The sequence below is a fragment of the Bacillus sp. EB V-12 genome (assembly GCF_056158125.1).
In genome coordinates this window covers 1-15261 of sequence record NZ_JBUXJL010000010.1, presented here as the reverse complement: position 1 = coordinate 15261, position 15261 = coordinate 1, and the positions used below count along the sequence as shown (strand labels likewise).

The 15261-nt window shown below is 33.1% G+C and carries 11 protein-coding genes; 2 read left to right on the top strand and 9 right to left on the bottom strand.

Going from position 1 to position 15261, the window contains the following annotated elements; translation table 11 throughout:
- Nucleotides 1–182: 182 nt before the first annotated feature.
- Complete coding sequence (locus ACZDYH_RS23940; protein WP_088363228.1) at nt 183–1178, top strand: zinc-dependent alcohol dehydrogenase family protein; 996 nt, start codon at nt 183–185, stop codon at nt 1176–1178.
- Between the two features lie 254 nt (nt 1179–1432).
- On the opposite strand, the gene ACZDYH_RS23935 is transcribed toward ACZDYH_RS23940, so the two are convergent.
- From ACZDYH_RS23935 to ACZDYH_RS23905, 7 genes are all read right to left on the bottom strand, one after another.
- Nucleotides 1433–2227, bottom strand: a complete 795-nt coding sequence (locus tag ACZDYH_RS23935; protein ID WP_048655677.1) for an SDR family NAD(P)-dependent oxidoreductase — start codon at nt 2225–2227, stop codon at nt 1433–1435.
- A 605-nt stretch (nt 2228–2832) separates the two neighbouring features.
- Nucleotides 2833–4530, bottom strand: coding sequence for a M4 family metallopeptidase (locus tag ACZDYH_RS23930; RefSeq protein ID WP_048655678.1), 1698 nt, complete (start codon nt 4528–4530; stop codon nt 2833–2835).
- Nucleotides 4531–4694: 164 nt separating this feature from the next.
- A complete protein-coding gene (locus ACZDYH_RS23925) occupies nt 4695–6923 on the bottom strand; it encodes a putative mucin/carbohydrate-binding domain-containing protein (RefSeq protein ID WP_048655796.1) in 2229 nt (742 codons plus the stop codon).
- A 297-nt stretch (nt 6924–7220) separates the two neighbouring features.
- Nucleotides 7221–8936, bottom strand: a complete 1716-nt coding sequence (locus ACZDYH_RS23920; protein ID WP_048655679.1) for a methyl-accepting chemotaxis protein — start codon at nt 8934–8936, stop codon at nt 7221–7223.
- A gap of 467 nt (nt 8937–9403) precedes the next feature.
- Nucleotides 9404–9973: a 5' nucleotidase, NT5C type gene (locus ACZDYH_RS23915; RefSeq protein WP_434712432.1), complete on the bottom strand. Its 570-nt coding sequence runs from the start codon at nt 9971–9973 to the stop codon at nt 9404–9406.
- A 59-nt stretch (nt 9974–10032) separates the two neighbouring features.
- Complete coding sequence (ribD, locus tag ACZDYH_RS23910) at nt 10033–11130, bottom strand: bifunctional diaminohydroxyphosphoribosylaminopyrimidine deaminase/5-amino-6-(5-phosphoribosylamino)uracil reductase RibD (RefSeq protein ID WP_048655681.1); 1098 nt, start codon at nt 11128–11130, stop codon at nt 10033–10035.
- Nucleotides 11123–11860 carry a GTP cyclohydrolase II gene (locus ACZDYH_RS23905; RefSeq protein ID WP_000258865.1) on the bottom strand — a complete coding sequence of 246 codons (738 nt, stop codon included), beginning with the start codon at nt 11858–11860 and terminating at the stop codon, nt 11123–11125. The genes ribD and ACZDYH_RS23905 overlap by 8 nt, the downstream gene beginning before the upstream one ends.
- A 303-nt stretch (nt 11861–12163) precedes the next feature.
- Here ACZDYH_RS23905 and ACZDYH_RS23900 point away from each other — a divergent pair, with 303 nt between their 5' ends.
- A complete protein-coding gene (locus ACZDYH_RS23900; protein WP_001000102.1) occupies nt 12164–12481 on the top strand; it encodes a winged helix-turn-helix transcriptional regulator in 318 nt (105 codons plus the stop codon).
- A gap of 338 nt (nt 12482–12819) precedes the next feature.
- On the opposite strand, the gene ACZDYH_RS23895 is transcribed toward ACZDYH_RS23900, so the two are convergent.
- Nucleotides 12820–13419 carry a nitroreductase family protein gene (locus tag ACZDYH_RS23895; protein ID WP_000158938.1) on the bottom strand — a complete coding sequence of 200 codons (600 nt, stop codon included), beginning with the start codon at nt 13417–13419 and terminating at the stop codon, nt 12820–12822.
- Between the two features lie 388 nt (nt 13420–13807).
- The gene (locus ACZDYH_RS23890; protein WP_088363229.1) at nt 13808–14881 is read right to left on the bottom strand and encodes a WD40/YVTN/BNR-like repeat-containing protein; all 1074 of its coding nucleotides are present in this window, start codon (nt 14879–14881) and stop codon (nt 13808–13810) included.
- Nucleotides 14882–15261 lie beyond the last annotated feature (380 nt).

Here is a 15261-nt window from a genome sequence, read left to right as displayed (position 1 = left end):
TGCAAAAATAACATCTACCCTTTCTTCAAAAAGCTTTACAGTAGTTTTTAGAAGTACGTTACATTATTTCATTTCATGCATTTTCCTCTTCTTTATATAAAATTCTCACTAACCAAATTCAAAATATTATACTTATTTTTCGTACTTTGCTATGCTATAACCACAAACAGGAGGTATAAACTATGAAAGCACAAATTATCCATTCTTTTGGGGATTCATCTGTATTTCAATTAGAAGAAGTTTCAAAACCAAAACTTTTACCAGGTCATGTTCTAATCAATGTAAAAGCAACAAGTGTAAATCCAATCGATACAAAAATGCGTAGTGGCGCTGTTTCAGCAGTCGCTCCTGAGTTTCCAGCTATATTACACGGCGATGTAGCTGGTATTGTTATTGAAGTAGGAGAAGGTGTTTCGAAATTCAAATCAGGGGATGAAGTATACGGATGTGCCGGAGGTTTTAAAGAAACTGGTGGTGCACTTGCAGAATTTATGCTTGCTGATGCGCGATTAATTGCTCAAAAACCTAAAAATTTAACAATGGAAGAAGCAGCTGCTCTACCATTGGTGGCAATTACAGCTTGGGAATCTTTATTTGATCGTACAAATATTAAACCTGGTCAAAATGTCCTCATTCATGGAGCTACTGGTGGCGTAGGACACGTAGCCATTCAACTAGCTAAATGGGCAGGCGCTAAAGTTTTTACAACCGCTTCTCAGCAGAAAAAAATTGAAATAGCTCATCGTCTGGGAGCTGACGTAGCTATTAATTATAAAGAAGAATCTGTTCAAGAATATGTGCAAAAACATACGAATGGCAACGGATTTGAAGTTATATTTGATACAGTAGGCGGCAAGAATCTTGATCATTCGTTTGAAGCTGCTGCGGTCAATGGAACCGTCGTAACAATTGCAGCTCGTTCAACCCATGACCTCTCTCCTTTACACGCAAAAGGACTCTCTCTGCACGTTACTTTTATGGCGTTAAAAATATTACATACAGATAAGCGTAATGATTGCGGAGAAATCTTAACGAAAATAACGCAAATTGTAGAAGAAGGAAAACTTCGTCCATTGCTAGATTCTAAATCATTCACGTTTGATGAAGTTGCACAAGCACATGATTATTTGGATTCGAAAGAAGCAATTGGGAAAATAGTGTTGAAAAACGTTTGGTAACTTTCACTAAATAATACAAACAACAGCGGGATTGCTTCGCCTTATCTTTGTCTTAAGAGGCGTGCCACAACCTTAAAAACTTTCCATCCTTTACAACAAGTAAAAAAAGAACAGCCGAATTTTTCTTATAGTAGAAAATTCGGCTGTTTGCATGTCGCAATTTGCTTTTTATATATTTCCATTAATAGATAAAATACAACTCATTTGCCTTACCATCTTTACCTTCAACAGAATATTATGTTGTTTTTAATTTTTTAAAACACACTACGTACTAATCCCCCGTCTATTCGCAACGCGGAACCATTAATTGCTGAAGAAAGTGGGCTGCTTAAGAAAGTGACAAGATTGGCAATTTCTTCTGGTCGAATAAGTCTTTGAATAATAGAGGTTGGTCGATTCTCTTTCATAAATCGCTTCTCAGCTTCTTCTATTGTCAATTGCTCATTAGGATAAAGACTATTTAACATAGTCTCCACTCCTTCCGTTAAAGTCGAACCAGGCATGATAGTATTAACAGTCACATTCGTTCCTGTCGTCAGCTCAGCTAAACTGCGAGAAAGTGAAAGTTGCATCGTTTTAGTCGCACTATAGTGAGCCATTTCTTGAGATGGCATAATAGCTGCTTCGCTAGCAATAAAGATGACTCTTCCTTCTTTTCTTTCAATCATTTTTTTCAAATATGAGCGAGTAAGTCGAACACCACTCATAATATTGACTTCAAACAATTTAAACCAATCTTCATCAGGGATATCAAAATATTCTACAGGTTCAAAAATTCCTAAGTTGTTAATAAGAATGTCTACTTCAGGGTACTTTTCAATCACATTTTGGCACCCTTGTTCTGTTCCTAAATCAGCTACTACAGGTTGAAGGATAGCATCAGGATACTGCGCTCGAATTTCTTTTATCGTTTGATTAACATTTTCTTCACGGCGTCCATTAATAAGTACAGTAGCTCCTTCCTCTACTAATGAAGTGGCAATTGCTTTTCCAATCCCTGCCGTAGATCCAGTAACCAGTGCTGTTTTTCCTTTTAATTGCATATGCATGTAAATCCCTCCAAATTCATGTGCTACATGATTGACTTACGTTGGAATAAATAATTACGTTTATATTGTGGTTCACTTCTCTTATCTTTAACAGAAAATAAGCAGATCCACCCTTTTTTCGAAAGAGTATAAACGAAAATTATGTAGCTATTGCACTCTGTACTGAATTAAAAATCGAAATTATCATCATTTAGATCTACTCGATAATTCTGATTCTAATCATTGTCATGTTAAAAAATCACATCAACAGCAGAGTAAAGCTAAAACCAACTAATAAATACCATTATGATATATATTAACGATAAAGAAAATTACGCACTTTAAAGTTCCATAGGAACAAAAAAGTGCCCTATAAACTATAATTTCTAACTCTTTATATTTGCTAAAGTAGTATCTTTTTTTATCATAGAAAAGGTTGTAAAATCACACATTCTTACATACAGTTATAGGATTATTTTTATCCTAATTAACTAAAAACCATATAACACATTTGTAAAATAAAATTCTAAAAAAACCTTGCAGAAAAATTCTACAAGGTTTTTGCCTATACACACAAATTAATCACTATATTAAAATAAAAGGGTTTATAATTCATCACAATAATATTAAATATAAGCTGCTTTAAAGGCTTGTTGGACAGCTTGTACTTCTAATGAGTCTTTACCATATAAGTTCGTTGCTACATGAATACAAGCTTCTTTTAATTCTTTAAAGTTAGAAGTCATATTTAATTCATCCGTATTTGCATAATAGAAAATATCAAACATTTTATCTTCTCCAATGCCATGTACGTTTACTCCATTATGGTTTCCACCACTAGCAATCAAGTAAGCTACTTTATTAATAATGCTAGAGTTCGTGTGTACACCACCATGATCGTGGTCAGCATCAATAGGTAAGTTATTATAATGTCTATAGTCCTCCGGATATCTAGAAGAGATAGATGATGGGTTTTTCATATCTCTAAAAATACGACCAGATTGTTCTCCCATTGTCCAATTGAACTTTCCGTTATTTGCATACTTTTCAACTGCTACTCCTAAAATATCAGATAACGCTTCATTAATTGCACCAGCTTCTCCTGCGTACTCAAGTCCAGACTCATTTCTTGTAACCGCGTGTGTAAATTCATGTCCTGCCACATCAAATGCTCTAACAATTGGATCTCCATATACCAGCATAGCCCCATTACTAAATGCATTAAACCACTGCTTAGGATTCCCTTTATTCGTACCATTTGTGTTCCAACCATGAACGACAGAAATTACTTTTTGTCCGTTATTATCAAAGCTGTTACGGCCATATTTTTCTTGATAAAAATCATATACTTTCGTTGCTAAATAATGGGCACTAACTGCTTTAGGATCTGTAAAATTTGTAGAATTACTTGTTACTAAATCATCGAGATAACCCCATACATTTCTTCTATAATTATTATAATCTTTATAATTAGCAGTATATGTTTCAATTCCCTTACCACGAGAATAATCTGCAAGCATGTACGTTCCATCACTTCGCTGCGTAATTCCAAACGTACGATTAATACCTAAGTCATCTTTTCCTGTACCTGTTAATTTTGAAGGATCTTGTGATTTATTTACTGTCACAGATTGGACAATACTACTATCTACTTGTATACCTAATTTTTGAACGAGTTCTTTTAATAGATTACCACCAAAAGCATCAATTAATACTGTACCAGATACATATTCAGGTGTAGATGCACTAAAAGTAATTTGATATGCGTTTGTAGCTTTATTTGTATTTTCATCTACATATACTACTTGTTTAATTTCTGGTTCTTCAATAAATGTAAGATCATTTCCATAGATGTTGAAAAGCTGCTTCTTTGCATCCTCTTCTGATAAAGTAATAGGTTGTTTCAAATCTTCCTGTTGTTGTAGATCTTGGGCACTATCCCCCGAAACGCTCGTAAGTACACCATCATCATTAATATGTGCTGTTAGTTGATATCCGTATACATCACGTCCTTCATACGTTTGTTGAAGACGTACCAATGTAGTACCATCATAAGATTTACGACTTTGCGTAACATTATAATTAACTTTGGATTCCGTATTAACTTGCTTTGATGATAATGCTTGTTCTGTTTTTCCTTTTAGTGCATCCTTTGCTACATTTTCTGCCGATTTTTGAGAAGGTGCTGTTAAATTACCTGTTCGGAACGTATCTTCCTTTGTTTCCATTTTTAAATCTTCTTTTGCCGCATGTACTCCTCCATAAGGCATAATCGCCGATAACACCACTCCTGTAGTTAAACCTACCTTTACGAAATTCTTCATATTTTTACTCCTTTATAATCGTATTATCAAATTAAATAAATGTATTTTACAATTTTAAGCTTAGATAAAAATTGTAACTATAGCCAATCGATTTTACATACCTCTATATACATAGGCTAATAGATTGGTTTGCTACTTTTTAGATTCAATTCATTTCTCAAAAATTACTCATTATATAAGCTATCTTTATATTTATTTATATACGTTATTTTTTGTGGTTCTGATAACATATTTATTGCCATCCACACATTCTTTTTCATTTCTACTTTTTGCATTGGTATCTCTTTTAAAAACGGATTGCCTATAATCGCTTCCATTTCTTCATCAATTCTTTGTATAAGATTTTTTTCTGGATTATTTTGCAAATAAGTATTTTTCAATCCCCATTTTGTCATTATAAATTCATTTGTTTTATTTATAGGATTAATAATAGTAGCTTTACTAGTTAATCGTTTTTTTACTTCATCATGATAGATTTTAATTCTATATCCTTCTTTTAGTGGGATGATATCTTTTACAACGGTTACATTTGTTCCTTCCATTTCCTTCGTATAAATTTTTTCACCTTTCTCATTAAACACCTCTATTGATGCATATTTTTCACCTGCATAATAGCTATGAGGCATTTTAGTAGTAACCGTAAAAACAGCTCGCTTTTGTTCTAAGTCTGTATTTAATTCGGCAAACTGATCATCTCCTAATCCTAGGAATTGAATCGTTTCATTTACCAAATTGCTCACTTTCATTTCGTTAACATCAATCGTTAAACTATTATCCTTTTCCTTTACATAGGCATAATACGTACTGAAATGGTACATACTATCCGTTTTCCCACCTGAAATCTCAACCGTATAGATTCCATTTGGTACGTCTTGTAAATTGATATCTGCTGTTTCAATTGTTTTTTCTTGAATAACTGTATTCCCTTCTTTTAATTTAATCTTTCCTCCTTTCAATGTATCTATTTCATTTGTATTTAAATGGATATGCAAATTCCCTTTTAACCCAAGTGAAGCAATTTGCTGATTCGTAACTATTTCAAAGTTAGAGTTTATCGGAATATCAGGATCAATTAGAGCTCTCGCCTTAGCTAATTGTGATTCAGGCACTATATACGCTAAAGAAGTAACTGCCGGATAACCTTTCGCCCTATTCATCTCTATTTGTTTATGATTAAGCTTAAAGCCCCATCTTTCAAAAACGGGTGTAAAATCAACTTGTACATTCTCGCTATAATACTGATTCATTAAATCTGGTAAAGAATGGTCACCTTTTTTAAAAGCAGCATTACTAGCTAGTTTTCGATAACCTTGATACATTTTTGCAAAAGCTTCATTGCCAGCTTTTTGTTTCGCCATCGTTAAAAGAATAAGTTTTTGTCGTAAATCTAAGTCATCATAATTTTTATTTTCTTTCATTAAAGCATTGTATAAATTCCGTTCTACCTGTTCCTTCTTCCCGAAATTAAACAACCAACCAACTTGATCTGCTTTTTTTCCATATTTACTATATTGATATTGAACACCAAATAGATTATTAGAAACTTCTCCTGTAAATATTCCTTGATTATCAAAACCAGCTTGGTATCCATGAGCGATTTCATGTAAAGTTCCCCAACTTAGTTTATCTAACCACATCTTTGTACTATCTGTACTATTGGCTGTCCAATTTACGCCATAATAGGCACCGCCAGCACCAGATATATCTGCTTTTAAGAAATAACGATTTTGACTTTTTTTATTTTCAACCGTTGAGCCATCTAAACCAATAATTGAATCATACATCGCAAAAATATCTTCATAATATGCAATTAACTCATCCAACGATTGAAAATCTTTTAAAGATCTTACTAACTCTTTATCTTTTTTAGGTACAAATAATTGAAAACTCTCCCCTTGAATTAACGCATACTCTCCATCAAATTGATCCCATGTACTAAAAAATTGAGATACACTTCCTTGTTGTTTATAAATCGGAAGAGGTTTAGTAGCACTTTCATTCCCTAGTTGGTACTCAAGTACAGCGTGCTCTTCACCATACGGAGTATCTATGAAAGGAACTAAAGGCGTATCACCTTGGATAGTAACCCATTCATTTCCTACTTGTATGGATTTTTCATTTTTTGAGTCATTAGACAATAAACGTAATGTTAATTTGTCTTTAAAATTAGGATTCGTTTGTCTTACCTTTAATGGTGTATTTCTCTTCAAAATAAATCCTAAATCTTGTCGATCGTGATATTTCCCCTTACTTATGCCCGCCTGAAATATCCAAGTAGGCTCTTCTAAACTAGTAATTTCTTTTACATTTGTTCGTTCATCAGCATGCAGGTGTATATTTCCTATGAGGAAAAACATTGTATACATTAGGCCTATAACAAGTAACCTTTTCATTTGCATATCTCCTTTTCTATTTTTCATATACAAAATACAATAAAACCCTCCTTCTTCACTTATAACTGTCGTCAGTAAGTTATTTATCAGTGTAATTATTATAGTTACATTAACTCGTGATTATCAATCATTAAATATATGTAATTTTGCATATATGAATATAAAACCAAAATTTTGAAATACCGTGAAATGATCCAATATTATTTCATACATTATTTAATAAAAAAACACACGAAGCCCCTTAAGTCTTCATGTGTTTTCATACATGTTATTACATTTGTAATTGAATAAATTATCTTATTCTGTAATATTAAATTTTGAAACCAATTCCTTTAATTCTTCCACCTTTTCTTTCATTTTGTTGGATTGGATTGATATTTGTTCAATTGATACGGCCTGTGATTGAATTGAATTTACTGTTTGAAGAGTCTCCTTTTTCACATCCGTTGCAGTTTCAGAAACTAGCGAAAGAGAAGCATTTACTTCTTCTGTACCAGCAGACATCTCTTCTGTCGCTGCGGATACTTCTTGAATTTGACCCGTAATTTTATCAATATCTCTCATAATAGACAAGAAAGTTTGATTCGCTTTGTGAGCAGCTTCTTTTCCTTCTACTGCCTTTTGTTGTCCTTTTTGCATGACATTAACTGTATCTTGGGTATCTTTTTGAATGGATTTTATTAAATGATTAACTTCTTTTGCAGATTCTTTAGATTGCTCAGCCAAGTCTCGAACTTCTGCGGCAACCACTGCAAATCCTTTCCCATTCTCTCCAGCACGTGCCGCTTCAATAGCGGCATTTAAGGCAAGAAGATTCGTTTGTTCGGCAATATTTGTAATTGCAGCGAGAGCTGTATCAATCTGTTGTGTACGTGTAACAAGTTTATTTATTACTTTTGATGTTTCCTCGACAACATCATGCACACTATTCATTTGAAGAATAGAGTGATTTATCACTTCACTACCGATATTTATTCGTTCTGTAGTCGTTACTGCTACCTCAGCGACTACAGCTGAAGATTCAGCTACAGTTTGCACCCCGGTTGTAATTTCTTCCATTGAGGATGAGCTCTCTTGAATACTAGTTACCTGTCCTTCTATTTTTGTTTTTACTTCTAAAACAGTCTGTACAACCTCATTTGAAATACTAGACGCTCGATTTGTATCTTGTAATACGCCCTCCGTAGTAGAAATAACCTCTTGTGTTGTCATCTTAACATTCGCAATTAATTGTTGAAGGTTATCTAACATACTATTAAAAGACTGAACAATATGCCCTAATTCATTATTTGCTTTATAAGGAGTACGTGTTGTTAAATCTCCAGCTGCTACTTTTTCCATATCACTTTGTAGTAACGCAAGTGGTTTTCGGATAGTTATTTTAATAATATATCCGATTAATATAATTATTAAAATTGCTAAAATCGAAATACTAACAAACATTATCATTGTATTTTGAGCACTATTATTATTTTCCTTCTGTAAAAGCTCTGCATTATTACTATTATATAAAATCAATTCACGAATTGATTTTATTGATTTTTGCATATTAGGTTCAATCTCTTTTAGGTAATATGCATATGCCTCCTCATTATTAGATTTCCCTAATTCTTGTGCTTTCTTCATTTGAGTCCTTAATTCATTAAATGTTTCATGAAACGTGTTATATAATTCTTTTTCTTTAGTAGAAATAACTTTAGCCTCAAACAGCTTTAAAAGATGATCATTTTCCTTACGAATTCCATCCATTTCTCTTATTAATTCATTCATTCTTTTTTCATCTTTTGATAACATTATTTCCATAAAGTTCATATTAACATGATAAAAATTAGATTCTACAATCCCAATCCGCTCAATTGGTAGTAAATTATCCTCATACATATTAGAAGAAGTACTTTTCCCTCTTTCTAGCCCCAAAAATCCTATTAGGGATAATACTATACATGCAATACTTGATATAGCTATTAGTATGTTTAGTTTTGCACCAACCTTACTGTTTCTTAATAATTCCAATTTCACATTCTCCATTCTAATATATAGTTTAAGTAATGTATTTTATAATAAGAATCCCAAAATTACGATGTTTATTTTGCGATATGCAATTTTGCATATCATCCACTACTAAATCAAAATAACCTAACATTGTAATTTTAGTTTTCTGAAAATCCATGATTATGAACACACCCCATTAATTCTTGAACTTCTCATCCAAAATATCCGCAAATATTGCAGCAACAGAGGAACCTATCCTTGAAATATAAATTACGCTTCCATACTAGACTAGCTTAAAAATATTTTTCTTATTGCTCATTTTTCTATTTCCTCTTTATCAAAAGTACTCCTAACACATCACACTTTAAAGAAACGATAGTATTCCCTGTAATCCAAAAAAATAAGGAAAGACATAACACCTATGTCTTTCCTCTAAAATTGTAACACTCAATATGCTCTTGGCTCTATTTAATTTTCTAATTAAACCTTTACATATCTTTCTTTATAATATTTTCTAACTCTGTCCAACTTGTAATACGTGGGATGTTGAGATGTTGATTGTAAGAAGTAGTTTTTGCATACACATTTATCGGTTTTCCTATTAACGTTTCTAAGACTGCCGGCTTATCATCAAAGAAATAGTTTAATTTTATTTCTTGTATGAAGTGTATTTTTTCTTCATCCTTCATTCCATAGAAAAAGCGATCTTCATGTACCGGAAAACCTTTTTCTATTAACCATTTTTTTGTTTGCTCTCCATGCTCTTTAGGTCGCGCCGTTATATAGTAAATTTCATGTCCCTGTCTTTCTAATTCTTGCAATGTCTCTACTACATACGGAAACGGTGAACAAGAAGTATAATAAATTTCATCCAGCAAACTATTCCACATATGACTGCCTTCCTCCGAAGTCATGCCAAATGCTTCATGAATTTCAATTGTTTTTAAAGAATGAAATATATCCAATCCTACTTTTTTGTTTAATTTTTTATTATATAAATGAAAAGCATGCTGCCTTAAATCAATTAACGTATCATCGATATCAAATCCAAACTTCACTCTTCATCGCTCCATTCTGCCATCCATTTATCGGAACATATAAGTAGTTTTTATTCTCCTTATATTTTCCGATATTCTGGATAGCCAATAAATCTATAATCTTTTCCAGCCTGGGTAAATGATATATCCTTAAATTCAATTGCATCTTGCATTTTAGTAATACCAGTCCCCTCTACAAAGCTAGGCGCCAATCTGCCCCCAATAATTTTTGGTGCGACATATAATATAAGTTTATCCATCAATTTATTTTCAATAAACGAAGCATTTACCTCTCCACCACCTTCAATAAGCAGGGAGGAAACTCCTTTTTGCCCTAAAACATCAAGCATTTCATATAAGTTTATATGCTTTTCTCCGCTAGTAACAAATACTTTGACTCCTGCATTTTCTAATGCCTTCTTTTTTTCCGCTGCATGATTATTTGTTGTAAATATCCAGGTAGGAGCTTCTCCATCTGTAACAACGTTAGCTTCCATTGGTATGCGTAATGTTGAGTCCAAGATTACGCGAATTGGATTTCTTCCATTTGGAATACGCGTTGTCAATGATGGATTATCTTTTTGTACAGTATTCGCTCCTACTAAAATGGCTGCATTTTCATTTCGTATTTGGTGTACTTCCTGTCTTGCTTCTGTAGATGTAATCCACTTACTATCCGATGAAGACGTAGCGATTTTCCCGTCTAATGTAACTCCTGATTTAATCGTTACAAATGGACGCTTTGTCAAAATATATTTATTAAAGACTTCATTCATTTTTTTAGATTCTTCTTCACACACTCCTACAAGTACTTCAATACCTGCATCTTGTAGAATTTTAATTCCACGTCCAGAAACAAGCGGGTTTGGATCAAGTGTAGCAACTACTACCTTCTTAATTCCTGCTTGTACAATTGCTTCAGCACAAGGCCCTGTTCTACCATGATGAGAACAAGGTTCAAGAGTTACATAGATTGTAGCACCACGTGCCTGTTCTCCAGCCATACGTATCGCATGTATTTCGGCATGTGGTTCTCCGGCCTTCATATGTGCTCCGACCCCTACAATTCGATTATCATTTACAATCACAGATCCAACCAATGGATTTGGAGTCGTTTGTCCCTTCATAGCCTTGGCATTTTCTAGTGCTAGCTTCATATACAATTCATGCTCAAGCATGTAAGTGTCCCCCTTCAAAATGTCCAGAACGCTGAATCTTCGTTTGCAAATATTTCTCATTAAACTCTGAGACATCACCCCATAACGGTTCACGACTCGTAACATTTAATCCAGCTTTTTGTAACGCTTCTAATTTTTTCGGATTATTTGTAATAAGTTTTACAGGTTTTGAGCGTAGCGCTTTTAATACTTCAATTGTATCATCATAGTTTCGAACATCATCTTCAAAACCTAGGTTCAGATTAGCTTCTACTGTATCTAACCCATTTTCTTGCAAGAGGTACGTCATAGCTTTACTAAACAAACCAATTCCTCTTCCTTCATGATTCGCTAAGTAAAATAAAGCACCTGAACCATGTTCTGTAATCATTTGTAAAGACTGCTTTAATTGGAATCCACAGTCACAACGTTTACTACCAAAGATATCACCGGTGTGACAAATACTATGCATACGAATTAGGGCATCTTCAGAATTCTCAAAATCACCATATACAAGCACACTAGATTGCTGCATATCAGCTAAATTAATAGATGAGAGTTTTTCAATAATTCCTTCTACACTATTTGTAACCTCACTACATTGTAACCAAGAATACCATTGAAAAACTTTAGTCTCCCCATATAAATTAATTGGCAATTTGATAGGACCTACTAAATAAATATCCTTTCCATCTTGATGTATAAATTGAATTTTATCTTCTAACATATGAATTGTATCTGTTGTAACCATTAGGTACCTCCTAGTATTGAGAATCTCTAAAAATTCTCTTCCATCGTTATATTTTTTATTGTTTAACTTACACAACGTAAGTGTTTTTACAGATGCTATTCTTTTTTCTCTCAGCTTATATGCAATATGTATCATTACAACTTTGGCCATTTAAAGAAAAGAGTTTCAGTTACATAAAACAACTTAGTTACTTTATGTAAGTGAGTATACATTCGTAATTAATTTACGTCAAGTAATTAATTATAAAAATATTTGTTACTAATAGTAAGATGTTATATAATTTATTTTAGGAGGTGAAGGAAAATGAATGATTCTACATTATGCCCTCGCTTTGAAAAAGGAATGAAATTTTTTAGTCAACGATGGACAGCACTCATTATTTACCAACTTTTCTCTGGACCTCAGCGCTTTTGTACGCTTGAATCTTCTCTTCCTGTTAGCGGAAGATTACTTTCAGAAAGATTGAAAGAATTAGAACTAGAAGGAATTGTCGAACGTAAAGTCTTTCCTGAGACACCAGTTCGTATAGAATATTCTTTAACTCAAAAAGGATTTGCTTTAGAAGCTATTATTCGCGGAATAGAAGAATGGTCACAGGAATGGATAGAACTTGAGGAATAACATAAAAGCTTTTTCGTATATAGTTTTAAGTAATCAAATTACAGATACCTATTATTAAAACGCTAGTTTTTCAAGCATTTATGAAAACCTAGCGTTTTTTAATAAATAAAATAAAATTTAAGAAATGAAACAAGATGATCAAACCGATCACCTTGTTCCTTTAAAGATTAAAATAGTGATTTTAACAACTTTTATTAATACATACTCGATTAACAGAAATAATAAATAGAATTTTTGTAACTAAACAGTTTTATTTTCGCAATACAGTTAGCTTATCCCGCTATTTGCGGACAGTAAGACCACCACTGATTAAATTTCCATTTTATTGCATTTGAATATTACTTATGAAATTTCACACGCTCTTCAAGTGGTTGGAATTCTTTTTCACCTGGTGCAGCTGTTGGATTACCAAATGGCATTTGTGCAATTAGTTTCCAATTAGCAGGAACATTCCATTCTTGTTTTACCTCATCGTCGATTAATGGATTATAATGTTGTAAAGATGCCCCTAATCCCTCTGCTTCTAAACCTGTCCACACGACTAATTGGTGCATACCTGATGCTTGGTGTGACCAAATCGGGAAGTTTTCAGCATATGCAGCAAATTTTTCTTGAAGCGATTTAACGATAGCCTCATCTTCAAAGAATAGTACTGTTCCATAACCAGCTTTAAAAGAATCCATTTTTTGTTGCGTTCCTGAGAAATCTCCATCTCCAACTACTTTTCTTAATGTTTCAGTTGTAATATCCCATAATTTATCATGAGCTTCACCAAATAATACAACTAATCGCGCAGTTTGAGAATTGAAAGCTGATGGAGTATATTTCACAGCAAACTCCACAATTTCTTTAATTTTTTCATCCGATACTTGTACCTCTTTGTTAATTCCATAGTAAGTACGTCTTTCTTTCAGTGCAGTATAGAAATCTTTTGTCATAATTCATTTCCTCCTAAGTTTTAATATTCTTCAAAATGATACATTGCGAAGATAATATGAGTTGAAATGAGTTCATTTTTGAACCATTGAACACCATAACACCAATTGCTAGTCATTCTGAATCTAAACCACTGCTTCTTGCTTCAGTTTCCCTAAAAAAACACTTATAGCATCATTGATACAATCTAGTGATCATTCGGTATTATTTTACCCATTCTCTATTCATGTATCCTGCTTGTTTCATATTTACACAAATATGAAAATAACCTTAAATTGCTGGTCAAAAAAGCCAGGTAGCATGAATAACACATTACCTGGCTTTTTACATTTTTAATTTAAATTCAACTAAACATTACCAATGAATAGTAGTAAAAACTATACCTGTCACTTATTTAATAATTAACATCTCATAAGGATGTTGTTCCATAAATCTATTCTCCCAAGGAATCTCTAATGATGTCCAATTTGAACCACCGTCTACTGACTGATACACTCCTTTATTGCTAAACAGATAAAACGTTCCATCACTTGTTGCCTTTAATACTGGTATGATTGTGCCTTTAGGAGTTGGTAAACCTACATTCATTTCTGCCCAAGACTGATTTTTTTCTTTCTTATAAATAAATGATTCACAATTTCCATTATTGTAATCATGCGCTACGTGTGGATTTGAAGATGTCGCGATAACAATATTTTCTGGATCATTTGGGTTAACTGCCATTTGATATGCGTAATGATGCTTTAGCCCGCTACACATATAGTTCCAAGTCTTACCTCCATCATTACTCTCCGCATACTCTTGACCTGGTTCTTTCAAGAATGAATCACCTAACACCCCGTATAAACGATTTGGGGCATTGCGATGTGATGTAAGAATGTGAATATCTTGAGGATAGTTCCCCTCTTTTTCCTCAGTCCATGTCTTACCTCCATCTACACTTTTAATTAATCCGCCTACCTCAATAGTCGTATAAATAGTTTCTGGATTATTAGCATCAATTTCAATATGTTTTACATGGTGTGTATATGTTCTTTGAGGAAAGAACCATGATGCATAAGATGGCATTTGGCGATAATCCGTTAGCAATTCAAAGCTGTCTCCTCCATTTTTTGATACGAACATTGCGCTCGGTTCAGTTCCTACATATACAATCCCGTTACCGTCATCCCCCTTCGCTAGAGATACAGAAACTGCTGTAATAGCTCTCATATGAATAGCATTAGCTGGGAACACTTCACCAAATGAAGGCAACGTACCAATTGCTTCCCATGAACTTCCTCCATCTTTACTTCTCCATAATCCTCTATCAAAAGTACCACAATACATTCTTTCTTGGTCGTATGGATCAGAAGCTAAAGCAACTGGATTCGCACCTACAAACTGCGATTGGACGCTCCATGTTGTGTCTTTTTTTTCTGCGATTACAAGTTCTCTATCAAACGCTAATATGAATTTTTCCATTACTAAAATCTCCTCGCTTCATGAATTTTCTACTATGTTATTTAAATTTTGAACATTACAAGTTAAGAGGTTCATTTTATATGCTATAGCATATAAAAGATAAATCTTATAAGCAATATGTGATTAAAAACTTACATTATATAATTTGTTAACTTCACATCAGTATAATGAACAAGATGTCCTGTTAACTCATATAAGTCCATATGCCACCTCTAAATAAATCGCAATTTACATGCTATAGCATATATAATATAGAATCCATTATTTTATGTCAAACTTTAATACTGTTAATCAGTTCTTTAGCTCGCCTAAAGTAATTTAAAAGTCATAATATAAACAGAAACATTTTATTGTCTATTCAATAAAAAAGAGTGCGATTT

Coding starts and splice junctions, on each gene's coding strand:
- ACZDYH_RS23905 (WP_000258865.1), bottom strand. CDS start 11,860: ATGGTTACAACAGATACAATTCATATGTTAGAAGATAAAATTCAATTT.
- ACZDYH_RS23895 (WP_000158938.1), bottom strand. CDS start 13,419: ATGACAAAAGATTTCTATACTGCACTGAAAGAAAGACGTACTTACTAT.
- ribD (WP_048655681.1), bottom strand. CDS start 11,130: ATGCTTGAGCATGAATTGTATATGAAGCTAGCACTAGAAAATGCCAAG.
- ACZDYH_RS23940 (WP_088363228.1), top strand. CDS start 183: ATGAAAGCACAAATTATCCATTCTTTTGGGGATTCATCTGTATTTCAA.
- ACZDYH_RS23900 (WP_001000102.1), top strand. CDS start 12,164: ATGAATGATTCTACATTATGCCCTCGCTTTGAAAAAGGAATGAAATTT.
- ACZDYH_RS23890 (WP_088363229.1), bottom strand. CDS start 14,881: ATGGAAAAATTCATATTAGCGTTTGATAGAGAACTTGTAATCGCAGAA.
- ACZDYH_RS23925 (WP_048655796.1), bottom strand. CDS start 6,923: ATGAAAAGGTTACTTGTTATAGGCCTAATGTATACAATGTTTTTCCTC.
- ACZDYH_RS23930 (WP_048655678.1), bottom strand. CDS start 4,530: ATGAAGAATTTCGTAAAGGTAGGTTTAACTACAGGAGTGGTGTTATCG.
- ACZDYH_RS23935 (WP_048655677.1), bottom strand. CDS start 2,227: ATGCATATGCAATTAAAAGGAAAAACAGCACTGGTTACTGGATCTACG.